A 25,130-nucleotide genomic window follows, 5' to 3' on the forward strand; every position below is an offset into this window, starting at 1 on the left:
CTCACCGGGGATCGCGGGCGATGGTTATGGGTTCGCTGCCCGCACCGGCAGGATTAGATCACGCCGACAAAGCCGACAAGGCGTGGCGCCGCGCGGCGGTGTCTGCGGGCTGCATGCCTTCCCGGGTAAAGAACGGCTCGACCTCGTGCTCGAACGTCTTCAGAGCGGCGCCGATCGCCTGGTGCATGTCGAGATATTTGTAGGAGCCGAGCCGGCCACCGAAGATGACGTTCGGGTGCGCCGCCGTCATGGCATGGTAGGAGGCAAGCATGGCGCGGTCGGCTGCGGTGTTGATCGGATAATACGGCTCGTCGTTGCGGCCGGCGAAGCGGGGATATTCCCGGTAGATCGTGGTCCGCGCCCCGGCATGCGCGCGTTCCGGGTGCAGGTGCCTGAACTCGTGGATCCTTGTGAACGGCACCTCGGCGTCGGCATAGTTGATGACGGCAGCGCCCTGGAAATCGGCGACGTCGTGCACCTCGCGCGCGAAGTCGACGGTGCGCCAGCCGAGATGGCCGCTTGCATAGCCGAAGAAGCGGTCGATCGGCCCGGTATAGATCACAAGCTGCCGCGGGTTGATGCGGTCGGCGACATCGAAATAGTCGACGCCGAGCTCGACGGCGATCCTGGGATGCTCCAGCATCCGGCGGAAGATCGCGGTGTAGCCGTCGACCGGCATGCCCTCGTAGCGGTCGGCGAAGTAGCGATCGTCGAAGGTGAGACGGACCGGCAGGCGGCCGATGATGTCGGCGGAGAGCTCGCGCGGATCGGTCTGCCACTGCTTCTGCGTATAGCCGCGGATCAACAGATCGTAGAGCGTGCGGCCGACCGAGGCGATCGCCTTGTCCTCGAGATTGCCGATCCCGGCCGCGCCATGCGCCGCCGCCTCCGCCGCGATCACCGCGCGCGCCTGGTCCGGCGTCATGATGCGGCCGAACGCGGCGCACACCGTCGCAAGGTTGATCGGCATCGAATAGACGCGGCCGTTCGCCACCGTGAAGACGCGGTGCCGGTAGTCGGTGAAATAGGTGAAGCGCTGCAAATAGCGCCAGACGGTCTCGGAATTGGTGTGGAAGATATGGGTGCCGTAGCGGTGCACCTCGACGCCGCTGTCGGAATCGAGCTCCGAGTAGGCGTTGCCGCCGATATGCGGCCGGCGATCGAGCACGCAGACGCTGCGGCCGAGCTTGTTCGCCACCTGCTCGGCGATCACGGCGCCGAAGAAGCCCGCGCCCACCACGACGACGTCGAAGCTTTCAAGCTGCATCTGGCCCCCACGCGGGCCGGGCGATAGCCCGCCGCGACATCCCGACGGAGCTTCAACGGCGCTGGAGCCGACTTCCGGCGAAGAATTTGGTTAAGGCCACGATAATTCCGTGCCCGGAACCGCCGGCTCGGCCGTTCAATTGACAGCATGCGAAGCGACCGGATTTGTCCGCGCGCGCAGCAACAGCATTTTGCGCGGAGGCCCCATGTCCGTGATCTGCGTCCTGTATTCCAGCAACACCACCTATGATTCGCTCCGCGGCATCCTCGCGATGGCGGCCGCCGAGCTCGACCGGCTCGGGCACGAGGTCAAGATGCTCGACCTGCTGGCGCCGGATTTCTCGGCCCGGCTCAACGCGCTGCTGCCGCGGAAGGCCGAGACCATGGCGCTCGGCTTCTCCGGCATCGGGCTCGACATCCATACCAAGGACGGCCGGCTGTTCTGGGACGTCGCGCAGATCCCCGTTTTCACCTGGTTCTGCGACCATCCCTGCTATTTCGCCAAGCGTCACGGGCTCGAGAGCCGCTATGCCGCACATGGCTACGTGTTCCCGGACCACGCGGCGTTCAACCGCGATCACCTCGGCGCAAACGGCAGCGTGTTCGCGACCCATATGGGCATCCCCGACCCCGGCTTCTTCGGCGGCCTGCCGCCGGAGCAGCGCAACGGCCGGCTGATCTTCGCCAAGTCGGGCTGGAATCCGGTTGCGCTCGAGCGCAGCTGGCGCAAGACCATGCCGCCAAAGCTGTTCGCGCTGCTGTTCGACGCGATCGCCGAGGCGCAAGGCAAGACCTGCGGCGCGTTTCCCAGGATCATCGTCGACGTCGCCGCGCAGCATCTGGTCTATCTGAAGCCGGGCGGCGACCTGTTCAATGTGATCCTGACCCGGCTCGACAACTACACCAGGGGCGTGCGCACCCGCGAGGTCGGCGCGGTGCTCGCCGACTATCCGGTCGATTTCATCGGCGGCGGCTGGAGCGATCTCGACGTCAGCGGCCGTCCGGCCCGCGTGCTCGGCGCCATGACCTTCGATGCGATGCGCGAAGGCCTCGGCAGCTATCTCGGCGCGGTCTCGCTCAATCCCAATATCGACGGGTCGGTGCACGATCGGGTGTTCTTCGCGCTCGGCGCCGGCACCGTGCCGGTGTTCGACGCCAACCGCTTCTCGACCAGGGAGATGCCGCATCTCGCGCCCTACAGCTTCGGTCGGGAGACGACGAGCATCGCCGCCGCCGTCGAGGCCGTGCTGACCGATCCCGCAAGCGCGCAGGCGGCGACCGCGACCACGATGCGCGAACTCTATCCGCGCTTCTCGATGCAGCGCTCGGTGCAGGACATCCACGAGATCACGATGTCGATCGCGGGTGCCGCCGGCGCCAATCTGCTGCCGGCCGAGCCGGTGCCGGCCGGCGTCTGGACCCCGAAGCAGGCGGCCTGACCGCCAGCCATTTCCATGGCCGCGGCGCGCCGGCTGCGATACCCTGTGCCGGTCACCTCCGATCGGGTCCAGCATGAACCGCCGCGCGTTCGTTTCGGGACTGACTGTTGTCGCGACCCTCGCGGGCCTTGCCGCACCGGCGGCGGCCGACGGAAAGCGGGTGGCGCTGGTGATCGGCAACGGCGCCTACAAAAGCGTGCCGGCGCTATCGAATCCACCGACCGATGCCGGCGACATTGCCGCGGCGCTGAAGCGCCTCGGCTTCGCGGTGACGCTGATCACCAATGGCAGCTTCGACGAGATGCGGCGCGGCCTGATCGCGTTCGGGCACAATGCCGCCGGGGCCGACATGGCCGCGGTGTATTTTGCCGGTCACGGCATGGAGATCAACGGCGACAACTGGCTGATCCCGGTCGATGCCGAGCTGAAGCGCGACACCGACGCCGCCAATGAAGCGATCAGCCTGCAGAGCGTGATGCTGCAGGTCTCGAGCACCGGAAGTCTCGGCCTCGTCATCCTCGATGCCTGCCGCAACAATCCGTTCGCGGCGAAGATGAGCCGCTCGCTCGCGATGCGTGCGGCGACAACCAGCGGGCTCGGCCGCATCGAGCCGGTCGGCAACGTGCTGGTCGCCTATGCCGCACGCGACGGCACCACCGCGCTCGACGGCGACGGCCGCAACAGCCCGTTCGCCGCGGCGCTGTTGCGCAACATCGAGACGCCGGGCGTCGAGGTCACCTTCATGTTCCGCAACGTCCGCGACGACGTGATGGAGGCGACCCGCAACGAGCAGCAGCCCTTCGTCTACGGCTCGCTGTCGCGCAAGGCGATCTATCTGGCGGGCGCGCCGCCGGCCGAGACGGCGAAACAGGCGAACGCCGCGCCAGCCGCCGTGGCTCCGGCACTGCCGACGGCGCCGGCAATCCCAGCTGGCGCGATCGATCCCGCGTTGGTCGGCACCTGGGAGATCATGGTGGCAAGCGGCCGCGGCCAGTCGCGCTGGATCTGGCAGATCCTGGCCGACGGCACCTACAAATTCCACGCCGAGCCGTTCCGCTCGGCACAAGCCCATGAAGGCACCGTCACCTTCGTCAACGGCCGCTGGACGCTGCGTGCGCTGAAGGGACTGAGGAATTACAGCGACGCCGGCTCCTATGAAGTCCGCGACAGCATTGCCGTGATCACCGGCAAGCTCGGCACCGGCTACTGGAAACGCAGCGGGGGGTGAGACGCCTTTCGCAATGCGACGGCCGGCGTCGCCCTCATAAGTCCAGTTCACCCGTCCCCGGATAGACCACCTTGCCGTCGCTCTGCACGACGGCGCCTTCGGTCAGGCGGGCGGGCTCCAGGCGCCCTTCCCCCATGATGTGGACGACGGTCTCTCCGGACGCGATGAGATAATCGGCGACGATGCGGCGGTGGCAGCGCCACCACACCGCTTCCGAGCACATCATCGCGCAGCGTTGCCGGTGGCCCTGGTCGCGCAGATGCTGCAGGCTCGCATGAAACTGCGGGGACAGCGCATAGTCGGCATAATTGTGAAAGCTCTCGTTGCTCCAGAAGCCGTTGACGGACGATGGCACGCTGCGCGCCTTGCCGCGGAGCCCGCCAAGATCGGCCAAATGCTCATACGAAATGCCCGCGGCGGCCAGCGGCTTGGGCAGCGTGTCCTTGTTGAACTGCGGATTGGTTCGCGACCTCGGCACCGTCCTGATGTCGACGACACGGTCGATCTCGGCCTCGGTGAGGAGCGCAACGAAATCCTCAAGATCGCGGTTGGAATGGCCGATCGTGAAGAACGGAAGCGCCACGCCGCCCTCGGCTACACATGTCGGAGAGCGCTGCCCTTATGGGCCGCGACGTGATCGGTCTTGTCGCTCTTGATCTCGTATTGCGGCTCGGCCTCCGAGGCGCGATGCGTGTGACCCTTGTAATCGAAATCGCTGGTGTGAACCGCGATGATGGTGCCCGAGACCCGGCCGGCCTCGGAATTCCATCCGACGTGATCGCCGACCTTGAATCTCCTGGCCATGTCGTACGCTCCAGCTTGATCGAGCATGCCGGCCGCCGTGGCGGGCCAACCTAACCGCCCCGACATATCTGGCTTCCCGACAATCGGCGGATCCGATGCAGGTTCCTGCCCCTCGCGCCTGTCACCAAACGGCGGCCGTGACATCGATGATGCGCCATTCAAAATAAAATCTCGAACCCGCATATCATTGAACTCGCTGCGATTTTCTCGCGTCGACAACCGGTCGACGAAAGCCGGATAAAGAGGTCATTTCCGAAGCTGTTTCAAATATTTAGGCTCTGGGCGCGCGGCTTCCGCGCGCCACGCCGACTTCACTTCAAATCGCTGTCGACCCTTGCGGGCGACAAGGCGAGAGCGCATCTCCTGGGTGACCAACGCAAAGTGTGCCTCAGATCAACCCATGATCAGTTCAGGACCGGCCCGCGAAGATTCAATCGAACCGGACAGGGCGCGAAGCGGACAAATCAGCCAGCGAAATGAATCAATGAGCTTCCTTCCGGGCTGAAACACTCAGCAACCGCAGAACGATGCGTAAACAATGTCGCGACTTGGTTTGGTTAACCGCTCGATTTGGGCCTCCCTATGGTTGTGCGGCTGAGGAGCTGCATCTAGTTTCCGCATCGGCCGGATTTCTCATGTTAGCTGCCTAAGGACGATTTTTTCGCGCAGCGCGGCGTTCACGCCCGCGCTGCCCAAGCGGCTCCCTTTTGGAACCGCCAGACCAGGAGACGACTGCAATGTCTACCTCTGCATCCCCGAAGCTCGCCGAATCGACCGCGCTCAATGAGGCCGTCAAGGCGCGGATGGCGCCGAAGCAGGCGGCGCAGGCAGCCCCGGTCGACATCACGGCCAATCCGGTCGCCAAGATCGTGTTCAATCCCGATGCCGCGCCGGAAGAGCGCAGCCGCCAGATCGGAGCGCTGCTCTCGCCGGACCTCGCGGAGGAGTGCAAGGCCTCGATCAAGCAGCTCGAGAGCTACAAGGAATATCTGGCGCAGCAGCGCACGCTGATGCAACGCAAGCTGATCGAGCTGTCGTCGACGACCGTGTTCGCCAAGATGAAGCAGACCTTCGCCGACATGAACAAGGGCGTGCTCGATTTCCGCGAGATGATCCGGCCGCTGGTCGACAATCTCGATGCGCTCTACACGCTGCGCACCGCCGGCGACAATGTCGTGCTGGATACCTTCGCGGAGATCGAGGAGGATCGCAAGCGCGAGGCCGAGTGGGAGCGCCGTACCGCGCAGGTCGAGTCCGAAGCGCGGCAGATCAACTCCGACAAGGACAAGCTCGATCGCGACATCGCGCAGCTGAAGACCCAGACCGGCCTGTTCGGCGGCATCAAGAAATCCGCGCAGGCCGAAATCGCCGCCAAGGAACTGCTGATCGCCAAGGGGATCGAGGCCCTGAAGAGCTGCCGCGACAAGGCGCAGGCGATCGTCACGGAGAAGGCCGAGCACGACGCCAAGCAGGGCAAGTTCAAGGCCGAGAAGGACCAGGTCCGCAAGATGCTCGACATCTCCGGCCCCGAGCACGTCAAGCGCGTCGAGGGCATCATCAAGGCGGCGCTCGACTACATCGACAAGTCGCAGGTCACGGTCTCGGAATTGCGCGACGAGCTCGGCGGCATCGAGGGGCAAGCCGACAAGCTGGTCAAGATCAACTCGCAGATGATCACCGTGGTCGCGATCCTCGACAAGGGCATCGACCTCGCCTGCACCGCGAACAAGGAGAAGGTGCAGGCGCTGTCGACCGCAAAGGACGGCGAGGATACGCTCGCCCGCCTCGAGCGCGAGCGCAAGAAGAACGATTTCGAGCGCCACGTCACCGCGCTGCTGGACAGCGGCCGCGGCACCAAGAAGACCGTGGCCGATCTCGAAAAGGACGCGGTCGACGCCAACACCTTCCACGACGCGCTCGGCAAGCAGAATGTCAATTTGCGCGAGCTCTCCAGCGACGGCATCGCGAGCGTCGCCACCAGCCTGAACACCACCATCCAGGCACTCAACAACTCGGCGCTCAACGAGGCCTCGGAGAGCGTGCGCGATTCGATGCGGGCGATGAATGCGGTGAGCGACGACGTCGCCAACAAGGAGGTCATCCGCCAGGCGCTGCAGGTCGACGAGGCATCCAAGCGGATCATGGAGAAGGTCGAGTCGATGTCGAACATCGCCGAATCGCTGCAGGCCGCCAACAAGCTGCGGGAAGACGGGCTCTCCAACATCCAGAGCCGGCTCGGAGAGCTCAGCGACGTCACCGCGACCGTCCGGGCGCGGCTGCAGGAGAGCATCGGCATGGACGCCAAGGATGCCGGCGCGCCGGCCGCTGCCGCGACGCCGAAACCGGTCGACGACAAGGAGATCACGTTCGGGCAGATCTGAGGCCCGCCTGCCGGACCGGCACGGCCGGTCCGGCCTTCTTGATGTGCAAGCCTCCTTGATGTGCAAGCCTGACCGATGGACATCCCAATGGCCGACAACTTCCTGATCACCGGAAGCGAGAAGCTCGCCGAGCGCAAGAACTTCAAGCTGGTCGGCTGCGCGGACAAGTTCGAGGAACTGTGCACCATCCTGACGCGGATGGAGGCCAACAGCGTGATCGTGTCCGGTCCGAGCGGCGTCGGCATCACCACGCTGGCGCAGGCGCTGCAGGCGCGCAAGGCCGACCCCGACGCGCCGTTCGACATCGTCAACAAGCGGCTGTTCTGGCTCGACACCGACGGCCTGTTCGGCCTCGGCGACAACGACGCCATCGTCAAGCAGTTCAAGACCATCTTCGCGAGGTTGAACCGCACGCCCGACAGCGTCCTGATCGTCGAGGACACGCTCGACCTGATCGATGCGCTGCGCAACAGCGGGCTGATGCACATTGTCAACGCGTTGACCGCGATGGTGAAGGCGAAGAAGACCCAGGTCTTCCTCGAGGTGCGCGAGGCCGACCTGACCCAGGTCCTCAAATGTCATTCCGACTTCCGCGATCACTTCACGCTGATGGACCTGACCGAGCCGGTCGGCGCCGAACTCGAGGAGATCGCGCTGCATGGCGCCAAGGACCTCGAGGAGAATTACGGGGTCCGGATCGATCCGGCGGCGGTCAGGGCGGCGATCGACATGTCGAGCAAGTACCGCTCGCTCGACACCGGCCTCACCGCGGCGCAGCCCGCGCGCACCCGCACCCTGCTCGACCGCGGCATGGCGCGCTATCTGTTGCGGGCGCATTCGACGCCGCCGCTGCTCGCGGAGCTCGAAGCCGAGCTCGCGCGCCTCACGGCCGGCGGATCGGCTTCCGGAAACGAGGAAAAGGCCGCCACCGTGCGCGCGGCCATCGCCCGCCACAAGGCCGAGTTCGCCGAACACCAGGCCAGAATCAAGGGCTATTACGCGGCGCAACGCGAGGGCGAGAAGTCGATCGCGCACATGGAGGCCCAGCTGCGCACCCTCGAGGAAGAGGAGAAGAAGCGCCACCTCGACGAGCCCGCGGGCAAGGCCTCCGCCGGCGATGCCGACTTCGACCTGATCGCCAGGGCGTCCGGCTATGCGACGCCCGAAATTCTCCAGCTGCGCGGCGAGATCGCGCGGACCCAGGCGGCCGTCGACGAGAACCGGGTGAAATACAAGGCCGTCACCAAGGAGATCAACGACCGGCTGCTGTTCACCGCAGACATGGTGATCGACGAGTTTTCGCTGATCTCCGGCATCGACGCCTCCAAGCTGAAGCAGAACGACGCCGTCAAGCTGCTCAATCTGCACGGCTCGCTGAAGCGGCGCGTGTTCGGCCAGGACGCGGTGCTCGATCATGTCGATCGTGCGGTCAAGGTCTGGCGGCGCGGCAGGCGCACCGACAAGCCGCTGCCGTTCCTGTTCTGCGGCGCCAGCGGCGTCGGTAAGACCGAGGTCTCCAAGGGATTGGCGGAGGCGCTGTTCGACACCGACAAGGCGCTGAACCGCTACGACATGGGCGAGTTCATGGAGAAGAACGACGTCACCAAGCTGATCGGCGCGCCTCCGGGCTATGACGGCTTCGCGGCCGGCGGCGAGATGACCAACTCGGTGCGGGCCAATCCGTATCAGGTCATGCTGTAGGACGAGATCGAGAAGGCCCATCCCGACATCTTCAACATCTGCCTCAACATCCTCGACGACGGCCGCTGCCGCGACAATCTGGGCCGCAAGGTCGAGTTCGGCGACGTGGTGATGCCGATGACCACCAATATCGGCGCGGACCATGCGCTGCGGGTCGGCACCGGTCCCGGCGATCTGACCCAGGAAGAGGCCTATGAACTCACCATCCGCGACCTCAAGAAGTCGTTCCGGACCGAATTCCTGAACCGCTTCGAGGGACGCGAGAACATCATCCTGTTCCACAAGCTCAACATGGAGACGATCGAGAAGATCGTGTTCCGCGAAATCTCGCGCATCAACGCCTTCTATGCGGCGCAATCGATCGAGGTACGCTTCCCCGAGGCCCAGTTGCGCGAGTTCTGCGACAAGACCTATTCGCCCGAGATCGGAGCCCGCGGGCTGCCCGGGCGCATCAAGCGCATCGAGGCCATGATCGTCGAGAAGACGATGGCGGATGCCGCCTTCAGCGGGACGCTCGACATCGGCTTCGATGCCGCGAGCCGCAATTTCACGTCGAACTGGATCGCCCATGACCGAAAAGCCGCATAACGACGCTGATGCGTTGCTGCACGGCATCGACAAGACGCTGTCCGACTTCAAGACCAAGGCCTATGAGGCCAAGAAGTCCTACGACCAGTCCGATCTCGGGCGCGCGCACCGCGAATTGACCATGCTCGGCCGGTTCTGGTCGCAGTTCGTCCGCTCCTGCGGCTGGATCTACCTGCAGCTGATCGCGCCGGTGACCTGGCGGATCTACCGCTTCCTGCGCTGGGCGTTCGCCGGCTACCGGGCGCTGTGGGCGCGCTGCGTCTACGCCAAGGACGCCTATGGCGATCCGGAATTCAGCAAGGCGCGCGGCGGAATCATGATCCTCGCAACGATCGCCGTCTGCTACCTCATCTATGGCGCGGCAACGGTCGCCGTGACCTTGCCCTGGTACCTCGCCACGGTTCAGCACGACGAGCAGCTCTATCTTTCCAACTCGCAGAATCTCTCCAGTTCGCAGACCGAAGGCCAGGAAGTCCACGAGGTCTACGGTTGCGAGACGCTGCCCTGCACCGAGCAGAACACCGTGACCTTCCGGGTGCGCGCGACCTGGTTCAACGAGATCTGGAGCGTGCTGCATCACGGCTCGCTGTTCTATCCCGGCTACGTCGCCGCGGCGGTCAGCCCGGTATTGAACCGCTGCATCATCACCTCCTACGGTATCCGCAGGAAATTCCTGGTGCGAACCTGGGAGCTCTATCCCGACCTCGTGCAGGTCGAATGCATGCCGACCGACGCCGGCGGCGGCAAGGACGGCAAGGTGATCGACAACAAGGACTATCGGTAGGACGCTAAGTCCGCCGCTTCACCGCTGTGATCTGCACGGCTCCGCCGCGCGGAGCCCGCTAGGGCGAAACGTGGTGCCCAGGGAGGGAATCACACGCAACCACCGACACGGGAACCTTTGTTTGTCCTTGCTAGGGTGGCGTGAGCGGCGGCATCATGGCGGAAAGTGCCACTCGCTCCCCCGTGAAAAACAAGGAATTTCTCGAGCCGACCACACGAAGGCCGACTGTTTGAACCCACGCCCGAGTTTCGCGTCAAGGTTGCTCAACCCGGCGCGGACTGCAGTCAGTCATTGAAAGGTATGCCCTGTGCCGGATCAGTCGGAAGCCCTGGCTCGGCGATGCCCGCGCAATTGCCCTGCCGCTTGCCACCCGCAAGCACCTCGTTGAGAAACGCAACAGCATCCGGGAAAGCAGCGTTCACGGTGCCATTGTGGGTGACGCCGGCATAAGTCTTCCACATCACGTCATTGCCGGCCGAGCACAAGGCAGCCACGGCGGCATATTGCCGGATCGGCGGCAGCACGGAATCAGCGAGACCCGTGCCAAGCAGAACAGGCACCGGCAGGCGCACCGGCCTCATGTCCGTCGGCGACGGAAAGCTCGCCTCAACCTTCCCAATCGGTTCAACATAGGCGTTATCCGCCGTGATGCCTTCCTTCTTTGCGATCGCGCGCATCTCGCCGGTACAGCTCTCTCGTGCCGCGCGCAGCACCAGTCTTCCTTTCTCCGTCACAAGCTTGTCGACGGGGGACGCCTCATCGGGAAGCGAGCCGCCGAGCATCATGAGCGTGAGGTAAATCGGCGAGCCGACCTTGAAAGGCTGCGCCGGCCGGTAAGGGCCGTCGGGAAAGGTCGACACCAGCCCTGTGGCGACGGTGGCGAGCAACGGCACATCGGGGGCATAGCTCGGTGCGACGGTCGTCGCGCCCAAAGCCGCGCCCGACCCCTGCGACTGGCCGCTGATGAAGACCTTCGCCGCGATCTTGTCGGCATGTGCAGCAAGCGCGGCACGGACGGCGTCGAGCACGGAACGCCCCTCCGCCGCCCATATGAGATAAGGATGCGGTCCTGGCCCGCCGAGACCCTGATAGTCCGTGGCGACGACAGCGAAGCCGCTCTCCAGCCATCTCTCGATGTATGTGGCGTCGCGCGGCTTGTGCCCGGTCCAGGAAGGCGCGCAGCTATCCGCAATGCCCAGCGTACCGTGCGCCCAGGCGACCAGGGGCCAGCCTCCGGCGGGGGGCTCTCCGGCGGGCAGATAGAGCGTTCCACTCACGGGTACGATTCCAGCGTGCCAGCGAAGGTCGGTCGAACTGTAGAGAATGCGAACAGCAAGAGACGCTTTCGCGATTTCCGGTTGGGCCGGCATCGGCTCCTCGCGCAGCATCACGCCGGGGCGCGACGGCAGCGCTTCGGTCCAACGATAGAAAGGAGACAGGTCCCGATCGCCCCATTGCGGACCGATCGGCAATGTGGAGCTTCCCGCATGCGCCTGAGAGAGTCCCAGCACCGCAAAGATGGCGATCGTTATGGCTGACTTCAATTCCGCACCTCACGATATTGAGTATTCGGTCCCTTGGGACCTGGAGTTTTTTCACCTGCCTTGGCCCACGCAATTGTCGGCTCCTTATCGAGCGGCGGTCCTGACGGCCTCTTCGTGTGCCGCACGGAGAAGGCCGAGAATGTAGCCATTCGCGAACGCGAAGCCCATCACGTAGCCGGGATCATCGGGGTGATAGGGGCTGTGATCAGCGAGCAAGGAGCCTTCCCAGCCGGTGTCGCGCAGCAGGCGAATGATGTTGAACAGGTTCACGTCGCCCTCGTCGTGGTAGACCTCGACGAAGTTGTTTTGACCGCCGCGTACATTGCGGAAATGGATCTGGTGAACCTTCTTTCTCTCCAGCAAGCCGTACAGAAGCGCGAACTGGTCATCACCGGCCGGCATCGATTCGCGTGAGACACCGGTGTCGTACTGGAAGCCGTTGTTCGGAGAATCGTAGAGCTTCTCGTATTTCAGCAGCGCAGCCGCGTAATCGCCGGCATCAAAGCTGTCGACGCCGAGATAGCCTCGTGGCAGGCCGCCCGGATCGTAGGGATGGCAGGCCATCTTGACGCCGCTTTCGATCGCAACCGGAATAACGCGCGACGCCCAGGTTTGCAGGCGCTCCCAATACTCATCGGAGGACACACGACCCGCGGGTGTCGGCGGCAGTTCGCGCCAATTGTCCTCCAGCTTGAACGCATGATATTCCGAGCCGCCGCGGCCGGGAACCTTCTGATTGCGGCGGATAGGGGTGAGATTCCAGTGGTAGCTGATGATCTTGACACCGGCGCGACCCGCAGTGCGGACGTTCTCGCAAATCAGATCCAAGTAGCGGTCGCGTTCCGGACCCGGCGTCATGGCGATGTACGCCGAATCCATCCGGACGCTTTCCCAGCTTAGATCGTTCTTTTGCAGAGTGTCCTGAATGCGCATCATGCCTTCGAGACTCCACCGCGTGGTCGGCTGAAGCCGGGCGCCTCCCATACCGGTGCCGAGCGCCTGGGCGCGCGCCACAGCCGCTTCATTGGGCGCATCGTTTCCGAAAACGTCGGGAGCCGCGCTCTTTGTTTCCAGCGAGATGTCGAGATATCGAATGCCCCAGCGCTGATGCCATTGCATGTTCTGGCGCGACGTCACCGGCCCCTTGTCGAAGTTGCGCTGGCCACCCAGCCTGATCTTGTCGTTGACACGCACCGGCAGCGGAGGGACCGCCCCGTTGCTTGCCCCTGGCGCCGCAATGGCAGGAACCGACACCGCGGCGCCTGCGGCTCCGGCCAGCAGAGCCTTGGCAAAATCTCGCCTGTCCATCCGTTACTCCTTCAGCGCGGCAAGTCGGCCGCGCGGCCGTCAAGAAAGCGATTTCAGCAACAGCGTTGCGATCACGATCATGATCGCGCCGCCGACGCGGGTGGCGATCTGGGCGAAGGCCATCAACCCCATGCGATCGGCAGCACCGAGAATGGCAACATCGCCGGTGCCGCCGAGGCCCGAGTGGCAGGCCGTCACGATCGCGGCCTCGACGGGATACATGTTCAGCCACCTGCCGACGTAAAATCCTGACGAGATCATCGCCAGCACCGTGGCCGTGCAGATCATGACGTAGCCAAGGTTGAACGAGGCGACGAGCTGCTCCCATTTGACCAGCAATGCTCCCATCGCAACCAGGATGGCGAAGGTCAGGTTCGTCGACATGAACTTGTTGATCTGATAAGCGCCGAGCTCCATCTCGGTCGGCAACATCTTGGTCAGCTTCAGTGCCACCGCAGCGATGATCATCATGATGGGGCCAGGAATGCCCGTGAAGGGTGCCAAGGTCATGCCGAGTACGAACAACGCGCACGACAGCACGATACCGGCACCAAGCAGCCCGAGATCGATCGGACGGTCTGGCCGCGCCTCGCCGAGGATGTCGCCGTCTCCGGTTTTGACCAGCATACCCTGGCCATTGAGATCGCGGCGCGTTTCGCCAAGACGCGCGAGCAGTCCGGCGCAGACGATCGCAACCACGTTGCCGAGCAGCGCTGCCGGCACCATGTGCGCGACGAGGTCAGCCTGTGGCCGCTGCAAAATCTCCGAGTACGCAATGGACAGCGGCAACACGCCTTCGGCAAGGCCGCCACCGACGATCGGGATGATGATGAAGAAGAAGGTGTCTTTCGGGCTATAGCCAAACAGCAATCCCACCACGATGCCGGCGGACACGGCGGCAATTGTCCCGATCAGGAGCGGGACGAACATGCGGATAAAGCCTTGAACCAGCACACGATAGGGCATGCCGAGAATCGAGCCCGCGACGAGGCAGGCAATGAAGAAATATTGAAAATTGGCGGTGCGAAACGTGGTCGTGATTGCCTTCAGGGCTTCATCCGGCATCAGACCGTAGCTCACCAAGGCTGCTGGAACGAACAGACAGAGAATCGCAGTACCACCGATTTGCTTCAGGACGGGTATTGTCTGGCCCAGCTTGCCGAGCAGAAAGCCGAGCAGCATCAGCACCGACAGTCCGCCGATCACATCATTCGGCAGCTTTTTGAAATAGACGGCAGCAGCACAGACGGCCATCGCAGCAACGTAGATGCCGATCGGTAACGGGCCGATCTTGAGCGCGGCGAGCCTCGTCGGAGCGGCTGTTTCCGGCGCCTCAACCGGGCGATACGTCGTGTCTACCAAGGGTCCCTCCACTGTTTATCGTTCGTTTGTGGCGCGGCGGACTGGACCGGCTCCAAGGTCTTGCAATTCAAAACATCCATGGATTTGCCGCGCGATGCCGCGCTTCGAATTCGCGGATGTCGTCGGCGAAGGCGAGTGTGGAGCCGATGAAATCGCGGCCGGTCAGAAAGGCCTCCTTCCTCGCCTGCTCGATCTCGAATGTGATCGAGCGGAGACCGCGGTCGAACCGGATCGTCTGCGCCGCGAGGTCGATGGTGACATCATTGCGCGCGCGGTCGGTCACAACGGTGGCGAGCTCGCTCACCACGCCGGGGTCGAGCGAAATCGTCAGGAGACCGTTGTTGGCACAATTGTCGTTGAAGATACCCGCGAAGCTGGTGCCGATCAGCGCGCGAATGCCAAGTTGCTGGAGACCCCAGACGGCGTGCTCGCGGCTCGACCCGCAGCCGAAGTTCGGACCCACCACAAGAAAGCAAGCGTCGCGATAGCCCTGCTGGTTCAGAATGAATTCCGGATTGGGCCTGCCCGCGCTAAAGCGCAGCAGGTTGAAGGCTCCCTCGCCAAGCCCGCTGCGATCCACGCCTTTGAGGAACATCTTCGGCATGATGACGTCTGTGTCGACGTTCGGCACCATTATGGGCGCGGCCGTGCCGGTCACTTGATCGAAGGGCTTCATTGATGCGGCCCGCGCAGGAGACGACGCACGTCGGTGATGTGTCCGGTCACGGCCGCCGCGGCCACCATCGCCGGGCTCATTAGGTGTGTGCGCGCACCCGGCCCCTGGCGGCCTTCGAAGTTGCGGTTGGTTGAGGATGCGCACCGCTCGCCCGGCTTGAGCACATCGTCATTCATCGCAAGGCACATCGAGCAGCCGGATTGCCGCCATTCAACCCCAGCGTCGGTGAACACTTTGGCCAGGCCTTCAGCCTCCGCCTGCGCCCTGATCTGGGTCGAACCAGGCACTACGATCGCCCGCACGCCGTTCGCAACACGGCGCCCGCGAAAGATTTCGGCCGCATCGCGCAAGTCTTCGATGCGCGAATTCGTGCAGGAGCCGATGAAGGCGAAGTCGATCGGAACCGATTGAATAGGAACACCGGGCGTCAGGCCCATATAGCTCAGTGCACGCGCGGCTGCCGCCTTGCGGTCGGGTGCAGCCTGCGCGGGATCGGGAACGTTCTCCGTCACCCCGATCGCCTGGTCAGGGCTGGTGCCCCAGGTTACGAGTGGCGAGACCTCCGATACGTCGAGCGCGACCTCGCGGTCGAATCGGGCGCCCGGATCCGAGGCCAGTGTCAGCCAGCTCTTGGCCGCTTGCTCCCACATCTCGCCCTTCGGCGAGCGAGGGCGGCCTTTGAGATAGTCCAGCACCTTTTGATCCGGCGCGATCACGACACCACGCGCGCCGCCCTCGACAATCATGATGGACATCACGATGCGGCCCTCGACGCTCATATTCGAGACGACGTGGCCGCTGAACTCCACTGCGTAGCCGGTCGCGCCGTCGGCGCCGATCCGCCGGATGACCTCCATTACGATGTCCTTGGGCGTGACGCCGAGCGGGATAGATCCGGTCAGATGCACGCGCATCGTCTTGAGGCGGCGGTAGCGGACCGTCGAGGTCGCCAGATAGTGCTCGATGTCTGATGTTCCGATGCCGTAGCCGAGAGCACCAAAGGCTCCGTATGCCGTGCTGTGGCTGTCGCCCGCAGCGATCACCATACCGGGCATAACCAGCCCCTGCTCGGGAGCAACCACATGCTCGATGCCCTGGCGCGGGTCGAGGATATCGAAATATTCGATGCCGAAGTCCCTGGCGTTCTCTGCGAAATAGTCGACCTGTCGCGCCGCGCTCGGGTCCGGCATGGCGAGGGTCCGATGTGCGGCGGTGGGGTTGACGTGGTCAACCACCATCAGGGCAGCTTTGGGGTTCCACACCTTGCGTCCGGCCGCCCGCAGCCCGGCAAAAGCCTGAGGACTGGTATATTCGTTGAGCACGGTGCGGTCGACATAGAGCAACACGAGACCGGAATCATCGAGATTGCGAACGACGTGGGCGTCGATCAGCTTGTCATACAGCGTGCGCGCGACCATCGCGCTTTCCTCCGAAAAAGCTCTTCATTCGACCGTGCCGCGCGCATGGCTGGAAATCCAATGTCGTGTTCTGATATCGTTATGCACATCCTGCATAAGCGCAGGAGTTGCCGAGGAGGCCTTCCGTGGAGATCAATTGGCTGTACGATTTCGTTGCGGTCGCCACGTCGCGCAGCTTCTCGCGAGCGGCCGAAGAGCGGAATTGCTCGCAACCCGCCCTAAGTCGCAGGATACAGGCGCTCGAGCTGTGGACCGGCGCACCGTTGCTCGAGCGCACAACGCATAGCGTCAATCTTACGCCGGCAGGCGAAGTGTTTCGTCAAACCGCCGAAGACATCCTCCGCCGACTGGCGGCCGGCCGCCTCGAGGCTCAGGAACGAGCACGCGGCGCGTCCGATGTCTTGAAGTTCGCCTCCACCAACGCGCTGTCACTGACCTTCTTTCCGGATTGGCTGCGCCGCATCGAGACCGAGCTTTCGTTTGTTCCGAACGTGCAGCTCGTCGCTAATCACATGGAAGGTTGTGAACGGATCCTGCTGGCGGGGGATGCGCATTTCTTGCTCTGCCATTATCATCCTGCGGCGACAACAGCGCTGATGCCGTCGCATTTTCGCTCGCTGCATGTCGGTGACGACCGGCTGATTCCGGCATCGGCGCCGGCTTCGCGCCGTAACCGAAAGCCTCGCTTCAAGCTTCCCGGAAGCGACAGCGCGCCGGTTGAATTCCTCAGCTTCCGCCCTGAATCCGGCATGGGACGGATCCTCGAAGCGGTCCGCACAAGGTCGCCGGTGCAAGCGCACCTGCGTACAACATTCACCTCACATCTGGCGAAGCTGTTAGTGACGATGGTTCAGGCGGGCCGCGGCATGGCATGGTTGCCTGAAAGCCTGATCAGCGATCAGCTTGCCTCAGGCGACATCGTCGCGGCAGGTGGACAGGAATGGTTCGTGCCTATCGAAATCCACATCTTCCGGCCGAAGCTTCGCTTGGCACAGGCCGCAGAGGCATTCTGGCGACACATCGAGAAAAACGGGCGCTAGCTTTCTCGCGTGGCCGGTCCCGAGCGCTACTCGAGCGCAAGATCGATCCCTGCGAAGCGCTGACGCAATCCCATCGCGTAAAACCATAGTCGAGCGCACAAAGGCGTAGCGTTGGTGCCCAGGGCAGAATCGAACCGTCCGGCTTCGCCCTTCGGGCTATGCCGGGACGAACTTTCGTGCTGACGGCTTGGTGGCTACGGCTGCGCTGAGCTGAATGGTGCCCAGGGGCGGGCTGGGCCATGATCCATCAAACATCAACAAAATCAGAGGCTTAACGCAACGACCTACTTACCGTTTGTACCACTCAAATGTGCTTCTGTCGACCGGGTTACTTGCCACTTACGGCGCACGAGAGGAACACTCAGTCGGCAAGCCATGGATCGCGCTCATATCGTCGGTCGGTGTCAGGACGGCATAGCCGGCCCTCACGGGCTCCGCCTTCGGGCAGCAAAGCAGTCAAACGGACAAGGCCGAAAGCAGGGAGTGGGCTCCGGCCTCCGACCGACAGCGGCCGCGCAATTAATGCAACGCTGGTTAGCCTGTTCAGCCTTATCATTCGGGGTTGCCGCGATTGGGCGGATTGCGGGTCTGTCCACGCTCTGTCTCGCGGGCCTGATGCTCAGCAAAAGCAATGATGGCTTCGCGTGCTTGTGGGTCCGTGATCTCCGAGAAGACCCGCAACAGCCTCAACGCCTGCAAATCCTTCTTCGTGGCTTTCATCTTCCCTCCGGCGCAAACTATACGACGGATAGGAATTGACAGTTCACCAAACTGCAGGGCACCTCGACTTAACCTTAAAGCTGGGCACCGTAGTTCAACGGTCTAAGCGTCTGTCCATCAATCCGTCCGCCCAACGGCATCCACATTTTCGTCAGAAGCGGACGAAAGAGAATTAGTTGGTCATGTCGGCTAGCCTCGCTCCAGATCACGTCGATCTGGTTTAAGAATGCAGTAGGCTCACTTTTTCCGCTTCGGCTTCAGTTTTCCCTTCGCTGATCGTTTCACTGCGCGAGGCGCCTTCCCAGCTACGACGCCTTTCTTTAGTTCCGCAATCCGTAGCTTTTCGCTGCGTTTGCTGACGGCTGACAGATAATCGAGAATGGAAACATGCGCCTCTCCGACGGCCTTTGGGTCAGCGGCTTGAACTGACCGATCGGAAAGGACATCCGTCGCGCGGAAAAGCCTCTCCTGAAACTCGGACGTGACAAGAGGCGCAACACGGAGGCGCTCGGCGGAGTGCCAGTCAACGTCGACAGCTATCTGAGCTGTGCCAAGCACGTTACCACTTGGTGGTGCTCGCCGCGCGATTTCCTTCGGATCGGGGGCCTTGCTTCGCTTGGACGCACTGACAGAAGGAAGCTTCAAGGGGACCGTTCGGGGCTTCGTCAGCAGGGCGGAATTCCAGTCGGGGGACGCGTCGTCGCGGTCTGTCAAGCTGCCTCCCAGAGAAAACGTCGTGCGGAGCGCTCGGACGATCGACGAATGATCAAACGGCTTATTCCCGAAAATATGCGAGCCCAATCCGGCTGGTAGCCAGGGTGAAATAAGCACCGCTGGCACGCGAACGCCGAAACGGTCGAATGAGCAGTTTCCGGGATTCTGGGCGCGGTCGTGATTGACCGGAGGATCGCCTGGCGGCACGGCGTGAGGGGGAGTCACTTGATCGAAGAAGCCTCCGTGTTCATCCCAAGTCACCAGAAGCGCGCTGTGATCGCCGACCTTCTGCGTGAAGATCGCCTGGTGCACGGCCTTTATGAGAAATTCACCGCGACTTATCGTGCCGACTGGATGCTGCGAGTTTCCGTTGCTGTAACCAGGCAGATTGTATTTCGGCTCGATGAATGTGTATGCGGCCACGTCGCCGGCTGCTACATCGGATGCAAAGCTATTGAAGTGCCGGAAGAAGTTAGGATCGTTCGCCTTCCCGACCATCCCTTTCAAACAGAGCACTTGCGGAAAGTCGATGTTACCAAGGCCACCATGGTGGTGATAAACTCGCCATCTCACATTCTTGGCCGTTAATCGGTCGAACACGTGCCCATTCTGAAACAGCAGCGCATATCCGGGGTTCGTAACCGCCCTATACGCATCGAACGCGGGCAGACTATTGTCCAAGCCTCCGGAAGAGGCTGCATGTGCAAACAGGCGGTTCGGCCAGGTCGGACCTGGCATTGATGAAAACCAGTTGTCGAAATAAAGGTTGTTCTTGGCTAACTCAATAAGCACAGGGACATCGGTTTCATCAAAGCCCAGCATGGCATCCGGGCCATTGTTCTTAAGAAACCCGTCCATTGCGCCACCGTTGATCTGGACCGCGACATCCAAGAACTCGTGATGAGGATCATTGGCGAGTTGATCGACCGCTCCAGACGAAAAGCCAAACTTCGCGGGTGGCGGCGTCACGCCGGCTAGTCCAGAGAATGCGAGTAGATGATCGAACGACCGATTTTCCATCATCAGCACGAAGACATGATCAATTGCCATAGTTCGCCCCTGGAGATCGAATGTTGATCAAGTACGTGACTTAGCTGCTAGGCTGCCTTCTGCGTTCCACCGGTGCGGCGAGCTTTGTTCTATTTGAAAAGTTTGGCGCAGGTGTCCAGGACGGGCTGCAGATAGTTGGGATCCATGCCCCGAAGATGAGGATCCCAGCCGGCGATGTGGCCGTTGTAATCAAGGTGGATCGACGCCCGCTCGGCGATATCACCAAGCCCCTCCGCCAAAGCGCTTTTTAAAGGAACGACGCCGTCGTCAGGGTGATCTCCCCAGAGATCCGTGCATGAAATCCCAAAACAATGATAGAGATGTCGCTGCGCATGCTCTGCGGCGGATCCATTCAGCGCCTTGAGTTCGGGGCTGAACGGCGAGACTGACGCGGAGCCCGGGTCAGGTGTCGGAAGCCAAGCGCCGATGCCAAGATGCGGAGAGCATATCGTTACAAGGGCTCTGACGTTCAGACCGTCGGCAATCATCTGGCGAGAAACGATGCCGCCTTCGCTGTAGCCAACTAGGATCAAGGGACTGAGTAGCGCCTGCACGTTCGGGAGAACATCATTTGCCGCAACAACAAACGTCTCAGCGTGGGTTTCGTACGTAAGAGCATAAAAATTCCAACCTGCGGCTTCTGGAAGAGCTTGCAGCGCTGCGCAGAGGGCATTCATGCTGCTTCCGTCCGCGTCCCATCCGTGCAAAAGGACGCATGATCCGCGGTTTCCGCTAGTAGGCCCAAAGGACCGAATGGACGCAGCTCTCGGCTGGACCATAAAACTCGCTGCATGTGCCAATTCAACCTCCTCCCGGAATGGTTTCGTGTCACGTTTGAGCGAACGGAAGTCTTGCCTGTCCTTTAAGATCGGCCAGACTTCGCTCGAAGTGCCGGCCCATCGATGTGAGTTCTTTCATGCCTCCGCCGCTATTGCGGCCCTAGCTTTTCTCCCAGAATTCTCAGCCGCTCATTGCGAGCCGCATCACTGGCCAGTTCGGCGTCGGTTCTTGGCCTTGACGGATCGGTCTCAAACCGCTCGGACAATAGACGCTCGAACTCGTCAACTTCTTCTGCCGTTCCGCGTGTCAGCATTCTCGCTCGTTCTTCGGGCCTCAGCGGCGCAATCATGTCGAACCTCTCACCGTGAGACTTTGGCTAGGATGCGGTCAATGAGATAAGTCTTGGTCAGACGATCATGAAGAGCATTTAAGGCTCCTCCCTTGGCATACCAGAAATTGTCCATGAGAGCCGGCGACGTCACGTCGGCAAGCTCCGAATGATAGGAAGTCCAATCCGCGGGATAGCCCAGCGAGTCGCGAATCTTATCGGATGCATAAGCTGCGCCGTTATAGTTCGCGAACAGGTCCGGAATAGGCCTTCCCGCCTTACGGTTGAACTGGACATCACCGTCCACATAAAGGTCGGTCACAAAACCATTTGTATAGCTTGAGAAGGCATGCCCGAACTCGTGAGCCGGCGTCATCGCGTTGTCACTCGGTGTTTGCTGGACGTTGATAGCGGCCATTCCCGGGATAAGGTGATAGTAACGGTGCACGATCACACGGCCATCGTAATAGGCGGTGATTCCTCCTCGATTGTCGTCGTCCGTCGTGCCGAATGCACTCGCTCGGGTATGGGTGGGCGAACGCGACACGATGAACACAATGTCAGGATTAAGTCCAATATAGGATAAGAACGGAGGAACAGCGGGCCGGCGTGGTGAGATGATCGTACTTCCCTTGACGCCATCTTCTCCCACCAGAGCCGTAGCACCGTTCGATACGAGACCGTAGACGTACATGGACCAGAATCTAACTTTTCCGGCATAGGACGAGTTGGAAAGAACTTGTTCCTGTTGAGTCGGAACCTTGCCGAATAGATTTTCGCCGATGTACTCGGCGCATGCGGTGAATTGTTTTCGTGACGCCAGATCGCCGGCCGCGAAGTCGTCAACGAAGATGCCCGATCCGATCGGGCGTTCTAGCGCGATGCTGTTGACCACCAGAATGAAGAATGGGTCCGATTTGCTGGTATCGCCATCGTGCCACTTTATAATTTCGGAGCTATAGCTTTTTGGAAACACGTAGATCTCCAATAAAACTCTCGAAATAAATAAACTAAAGGTTGCACGCGCGCTTTTGGTTGTCAAGCTTCGTACCAGCAATTTCAAAGAGAGTGCGCCTGTCAACTGCGGTCGGGGATCCGGGCGAAGCGTTCCGTTCCGTTGTCGAACGCGGCCTTCGCGAGCAACGGAAGCAAACTCCCGGCCTGCCGCGCTTCTTCTCGACGGCCACATCATAGGTAGCGATAGCCACTTCTATTATTCTGGCTTGTTTACTCTCACTAGAAGGAAGCGCCGTAAGTTTGGAGCATGACGAGAGTCAGCGAACCATGATTGGACCACCATGATATGCGTATCGAGACTGTCTCCAGGCCAGCAGCTGGGCCGTCCTGGCCATCGCTTTGTCCGCGAATGGATTTCACGAAAGAGCGGCTGGCGGTTTAACAAGCGGAGGCGTCTGCGAAGTCCATGCTGTAAGACATCGAGGACGTGGAGGATCAAGATCGCCGAAACGTATACCGCCAAGTGTGTTTACAGATTTGGGCCCCGCAAACACAGTCGATAGCACAGCGCCCAGACACTCCGCGGAGTGGCGGCCGCGAGCGCTCTTCAAACCTCAACTTCAATCGGCTGACTTCTGTATTTCTCACCGCACCGCGCAAGAGTTGTGGCGCAGGTTGTTCAAAACCAGTTGACTCAATACAACCAATCGATATCCTATTCAATTATTGCGCGAAACCATGCCAGCGTGCGTTCGGGGGCGTTCATGGCAACTGGAAAGCAAACTATTCAGAATCACGTAGTAGCTTATTTTGCTTGGCGATTTGATCGGCCGGCATCGCAGTTCGATCGCAGCACAAAAGTGAGAAATGCGTTCGTCAACGACGAGGCTTGGGACGCGCTGGCGGACACATTCAATAATATGGCTTGGATGCAGCAGCTCAACGTCAAGCTTTCGCAAAGCGATATGGATACGACATCGACCATCGGTGATATTACCGATTTGATTTTTAGTAAAGCGGGCAAGAAAGCGGCCAAAAAACTTACGGGAGCTGAATTTGCGGCTCCTGATGAAATGCACTGGCCACTCTAACGTTTGGAAAAGCGAATATGACGAAGCGATTTTTTATCGCCACGGCTGTTTGCGGCCTTTTATCCGCGCCTGCCGCGGCCTTAGCACAGGATGTCGTCTGCACGATTGGCGGCAAAGTTGTAGATGCCCGCGCATGTATCGCTGCGCTCCGCAAGCCGCCGACTACGCCCAAAGTGGCAGCGGCTCATTCGCCGAAGCCAACAGCGCCTCCCGCAGCATCGCTGATCAACACGCCCGCGCCTCCGTTAGCTCAGGGACCCGCCGCAAATCCTTTAAGACCGTACGACTCGTGGCAGACGAGCAACACGATCTTGGTACGCAATTCGCTAGATGATCTCGGATCATTCGGTTCACCCACCCCGCTAAAGAAAGCAACCGGTGCAGAGTTTTCATGGGCGCGCGATGCAATTGCGCACAATGATACTTGGACCGCACGAGGACTGGTGGCAGACCGCTTCAGCTTAGTCGAGGCACCGAGCCTATCACCCTACTTGGTTCACGCCTTGATCGCTCCGTATGTATCTTTCGATCGCGTGAGTAACACGACCAAGAAATCTTCTGATGTCGACGACCTTGTAGGCGGCCTCTCAACTGAATTTGCGGTTGGCAATCTACTGAATGCGACCCACTATTTCCGTTTCATGGCCGAGGAAGACACGAGCTTCGCGGGCACCACAAAAAATTGGAATGTGGCGTTCGAGTATCAACCCTTCGGCAATCCGCAGGGAGAAAATGATACGATCTTTTCCTATCTCGGGACGCCGTTGAACCTTGGACCTTATTGGTTCTTGACAATCTCGCCGAAGTTTCGCGCCGAGTATCGATCATCCCAGGATGGCTCGACTGACCCGCTTTTCTTCTCTCACAGTAGCATTATGCGTGTGGGTCCAAGCGTAACCGTAGCCATCAATGGCAACGACGTCGGCTTTTCAGACGTACCCTGGTACATCCAGCGGACGCATTTTCGACTAACCTACGGCACCCTTTACGACACACTGTCTTCGCGCAACTACGATCTCTTAGACACAGCACTAAGTTATGACCTCGACCCCTACGGCTATCTTGCGCTTACCTTGAGCTATCGCAAAGGCCAGCTCGAAACGACTGGCGCCAATGTCGACATTGTCAAACTGTCACTGTCCGCAAAGTACGGCCAATAGTTGCAGCTGGACCTTTTATTGCACCATCGTTCTTCAGGAGCGTTGCAATGGATCTCGAACAACAATTTCCAGGAATCGGCAATTATCTAGATAAGAGTGACGATTATGAAAACAGCGCCAGCGAGTTCAAACATGGCGACGATCGCTATTTGCTCGTCACGCAGAAAGGTGAAGACGGGCAACAACTTCTGTTTAAGTGGAACGGGCAAAAGTACGAATTCGTGCAGAATGACACAATTATTGACAGCCAAGCGCCACTGGGTGGACAAGCGGCGCCTTCGATCGCTGCCGGCACCACTTGCGGTCCGAGCTCAGCAGCAGACCATCAAACCGTTTTTGCCTATGTCAAAGGGCAGGTCGATAAGTTTAGCTCAAGCAGTGGCCCTGACCATGGCAACCTTGCATGCTGCTGGACCGTGCGTCAGTTGGCCCACGATGCACTCGGCCGCTGGATCACGCGAACCGATGGTACCGAGCAATTTGGTGAAGAGCTCAAGGCTTGCTTTCGTGCAGAGAGCAGCGAGGATCAAGTCCTGCCGGGCGGCATCATCATTTCTCCAACCAAGGAAGTTGCTGGACATGGTCGTAACATTGGGCATGTCGGATTTCTTGGTGAGGGCGGAGGCGACGGCCGTTTGATTTACTCGAACTCATCCGCGCTAGAAAAGCTCGAGCAAAACTTTACCGTAGGCAGCTGGAAAGCCAGGTACAAAGTTCGGAAGCAACTCGATGTTCTTTTTTATCCGCTACCAGTTAGGTCTGCCGCAGCAACTTCTTAAGCCATACGGCGG

Annotated in this window: 21 protein-coding genes and 1 pseudogene; 9 read left to right on the plus strand and 13 right to left on the minus strand. The window is 61.1% G+C overall.

Annotated elements, in window-relative coordinates; all coding sequences use genetic code 11:
• Window positions 1-58: 58 nt before the first annotated feature.
• Window positions 59-1,267 carry a UDP-galactopyranose mutase gene (gene glf / locus ACVINW_RS06360; RefSeq protein WP_456750508.1) on the minus strand — a complete coding sequence of 403 codons (1,209 nt, stop codon included), beginning with the start codon at window positions 1,265-1,267 and terminating at the stop codon, window positions 59-61.
• Window positions 1,268-1,472: 205 nt separating this feature from the next.
• Between glf and ACVINW_RS06365 the strand changes: the two genes are divergently transcribed.
• Complete coding sequence (locus ACVINW_RS06365; RefSeq protein ID WP_456750509.1) at window positions 1,473-2,705, plus strand: hypothetical protein; 1,233 nt, start codon at window positions 1,473-1,475, stop codon at window positions 2,703-2,705.
• Between the two features lie 73 nt (window positions 2,706-2,778).
• On the plus strand, window positions 2,779-3,933 hold the full coding sequence (locus ACVINW_RS06370; RefSeq protein ID WP_456750510.1) for a caspase family protein: 1,155 nt from the start codon (window positions 2,779-2,781) through the stop codon (window positions 3,931-3,933).
• Window positions 3,934-3,967: 34 nt separating this feature from the next.
• Here the strand turns inward: ACVINW_RS06370 and ACVINW_RS06375 are convergent, their stop codons facing one another.
• Together ACVINW_RS06375 and ACVINW_RS06380 are read right to left on the minus strand one after the other, a co-directional pair.
• Window positions 3,968-4,516, minus strand: a complete 549-nt coding sequence (locus ACVINW_RS06375) for a DUF488 domain-containing protein (RefSeq protein WP_456750511.1) — start codon at window positions 4,514-4,516, stop codon at window positions 3,968-3,970.
• A gap of 11 nt (window positions 4,517-4,527) precedes the next feature.
• Complete coding sequence (locus ACVINW_RS06380; RefSeq protein WP_456750512.1) at window positions 4,528-4,737, minus strand: DUF2945 domain-containing protein; 210 nt, start codon at window positions 4,735-4,737, stop codon at window positions 4,528-4,530.
• A gap of 737 nt (window positions 4,738-5,474) precedes the next feature.
• On the opposite strand from ACVINW_RS06380, the gene ACVINW_RS06385 reads away from it, so the two are divergent.
• From ACVINW_RS06385 to ACVINW_RS06395, 3 genes and pseudogenes are all read left to right on the plus strand, one after another.
• Window positions 5,475-7,118: a hypothetical protein gene (locus ACVINW_RS06385; protein ID WP_456750513.1), complete on the plus strand. Its 1,644-nt coding sequence runs from the start codon at window positions 5,475-5,477 to the stop codon at window positions 7,116-7,118.
• A gap of 609 nt (window positions 7,119-7,727) precedes the next feature.
• Window positions 7,728-9,407 (plus strand): annotated as a pseudogene (locus ACVINW_RS06390) (AAA family ATPase).
• On the plus strand, window positions 9,388-10,191 hold the full coding sequence (locus tag ACVINW_RS06395; protein ID WP_456750514.1) for a hypothetical protein: 804 nt from the start codon (window positions 9,388-9,390) through the stop codon (window positions 10,189-10,191). The pseudogene ACVINW_RS06390 and the gene ACVINW_RS06395 overlap by 20 nt, the downstream one beginning before the upstream one ends.
• A 284-nt stretch (window positions 10,192-10,475) precedes the next feature.
• Here ACVINW_RS06395 and ACVINW_RS06400 read toward each other — a convergent pair whose 3' ends face one another.
• The 5 genes from ACVINW_RS06400 to leuC all read right to left on the minus strand — a co-directional run bounded on the left by ACVINW_RS06400 (window position 10,476) and on the right by leuC (window position 16,499).
• Entirely contained in the window at window positions 10,476-11,735 is a 1,260-nt protein-coding gene (locus ACVINW_RS06400; RefSeq protein ID WP_456750515.1) for a lipase family protein, read from the minus strand.
• 84 nt (window positions 11,736-11,819) lie between these two features.
• The gene (locus tag ACVINW_RS06405) at window positions 11,820-13,043 is read right to left on the minus strand and encodes a mannonate dehydratase (RefSeq protein WP_456750516.1); all 1,224 of its coding nucleotides are present in this window, start codon (window positions 13,041-13,043) and stop codon (window positions 11,820-11,822) included.
• Window positions 13,044-13,082: 39 nt separating this feature from the next.
• Window positions 13,083-14,417, minus strand: a complete 1,335-nt coding sequence (locus ACVINW_RS06410; RefSeq protein WP_456750517.1) for a 2-hydroxycarboxylate transporter family protein — start codon at window positions 14,415-14,417, stop codon at window positions 13,083-13,085.
• Between the two features lie 55 nt (window positions 14,418-14,472).
• Window positions 14,473-15,081 (minus strand): 3-isopropylmalate dehydratase small subunit, encoded by a 609-nt coding sequence (leuD, locus tag ACVINW_RS06415; RefSeq protein WP_456750518.1) that lies wholly within the window; start codon window positions 15,079-15,081, stop codon window positions 14,473-14,475.
• The gene (gene leuC / locus ACVINW_RS06420) at window positions 15,078-16,499 is read right to left on the minus strand and encodes a 3-isopropylmalate dehydratase large subunit (RefSeq protein ID WP_456750519.1); all 1,422 of its coding nucleotides are present in this window, start codon (window positions 16,497-16,499) and stop codon (window positions 15,078-15,080) included. Before leuC ends, leuD begins: the two co-directional genes overlap by 4 nt.
• A 125-nt stretch (window positions 16,500-16,624) precedes the next feature.
• On the opposite strand from leuC, the gene ACVINW_RS06425 reads away from it, so the two are divergent.
• The gene (locus tag ACVINW_RS06425) at window positions 16,625-17,539 is read left to right on the plus strand and encodes a LysR family transcriptional regulator (protein ID WP_456750520.1); all 915 of its coding nucleotides are present in this window, start codon (window positions 16,625-16,627) and stop codon (window positions 17,537-17,539) included.
• Window positions 17,540-18,091: 552 nt separating this feature from the next.
• On the opposite strand, the gene ACVINW_RS06430 is transcribed toward ACVINW_RS06425, so the two are convergent.
• From ACVINW_RS06430 to ACVINW_RS06450, 5 genes are all read right to left on the minus strand, one after another.
• Window positions 18,092-18,259, minus strand: a complete 168-nt coding sequence (locus tag ACVINW_RS06430) for a hypothetical protein (protein ID WP_456750521.1) — start codon at window positions 18,257-18,259, stop codon at window positions 18,092-18,094.
• 237 nt (window positions 18,260-18,496) lie between these two features.
• Window positions 18,497-20,023 carry an alkaline phosphatase family protein gene (locus ACVINW_RS06435; RefSeq protein ID WP_456750522.1) on the minus strand — a complete coding sequence of 509 codons (1,527 nt, stop codon included), beginning with the start codon at window positions 20,021-20,023 and terminating at the stop codon, window positions 18,497-18,499.
• Window positions 20,024-20,112: 89 nt separating this feature from the next.
• A complete protein-coding gene (locus tag ACVINW_RS06440; protein ID WP_456756315.1) occupies window positions 20,113-20,802 on the minus strand; it encodes an esterase/lipase family protein in 690 nt (229 codons plus the stop codon).
• Window positions 20,803-20,951: 149 nt separating this feature from the next.
• Window positions 20,952-21,152, minus strand: coding sequence for a hypothetical protein (locus ACVINW_RS06445; protein WP_456750523.1), 201 nt, complete (start codon window positions 21,150-21,152; stop codon window positions 20,952-20,954).
• Window positions 21,153-21,162: 10 nt separating this feature from the next.
• On the minus strand, window positions 21,163-22,119 hold the full coding sequence (locus tag ACVINW_RS06450) for a hypothetical protein (protein ID WP_456750524.1): 957 nt from the start codon (window positions 22,117-22,119) through the stop codon (window positions 21,163-21,165).
• A gap of 634 nt (window positions 22,120-22,753) precedes the next feature.
• Between ACVINW_RS06450 and ACVINW_RS06455 the strand changes: the two genes are divergently transcribed.
• From ACVINW_RS06455 to ACVINW_RS06465, 3 genes are read left to right on the plus strand one after another with little or no spacing between them, the layout of a single operon-like run.
• Window positions 22,754-23,179 carry a hypothetical protein gene (locus tag ACVINW_RS06455; protein ID WP_456750525.1) on the plus strand — a complete coding sequence of 142 codons (426 nt, stop codon included), beginning with the start codon at window positions 22,754-22,756 and terminating at the stop codon, window positions 23,177-23,179.
• 17 nt (window positions 23,180-23,196) lie between these two features.
• The gene (locus ACVINW_RS06460; RefSeq protein ID WP_456750526.1) at window positions 23,197-24,339 is read left to right on the plus strand and encodes a hypothetical protein; all 1,143 of its coding nucleotides are present in this window, start codon (window positions 23,197-23,199) and stop codon (window positions 24,337-24,339) included.
• 47 nt (window positions 24,340-24,386) lie between these two features.
• Entirely contained in the window at window positions 24,387-25,118 is a 732-nt protein-coding gene (locus ACVINW_RS06465; protein ID WP_456750527.1) for a hypothetical protein, read from the plus strand.
• The last annotated feature ends 12 nt before the right edge of the window (window positions 25,119-25,130 follow it).

The sequence above is a fragment of the Bradyrhizobium sp. USDA 4461 genome, assembly GCF_054055655.1.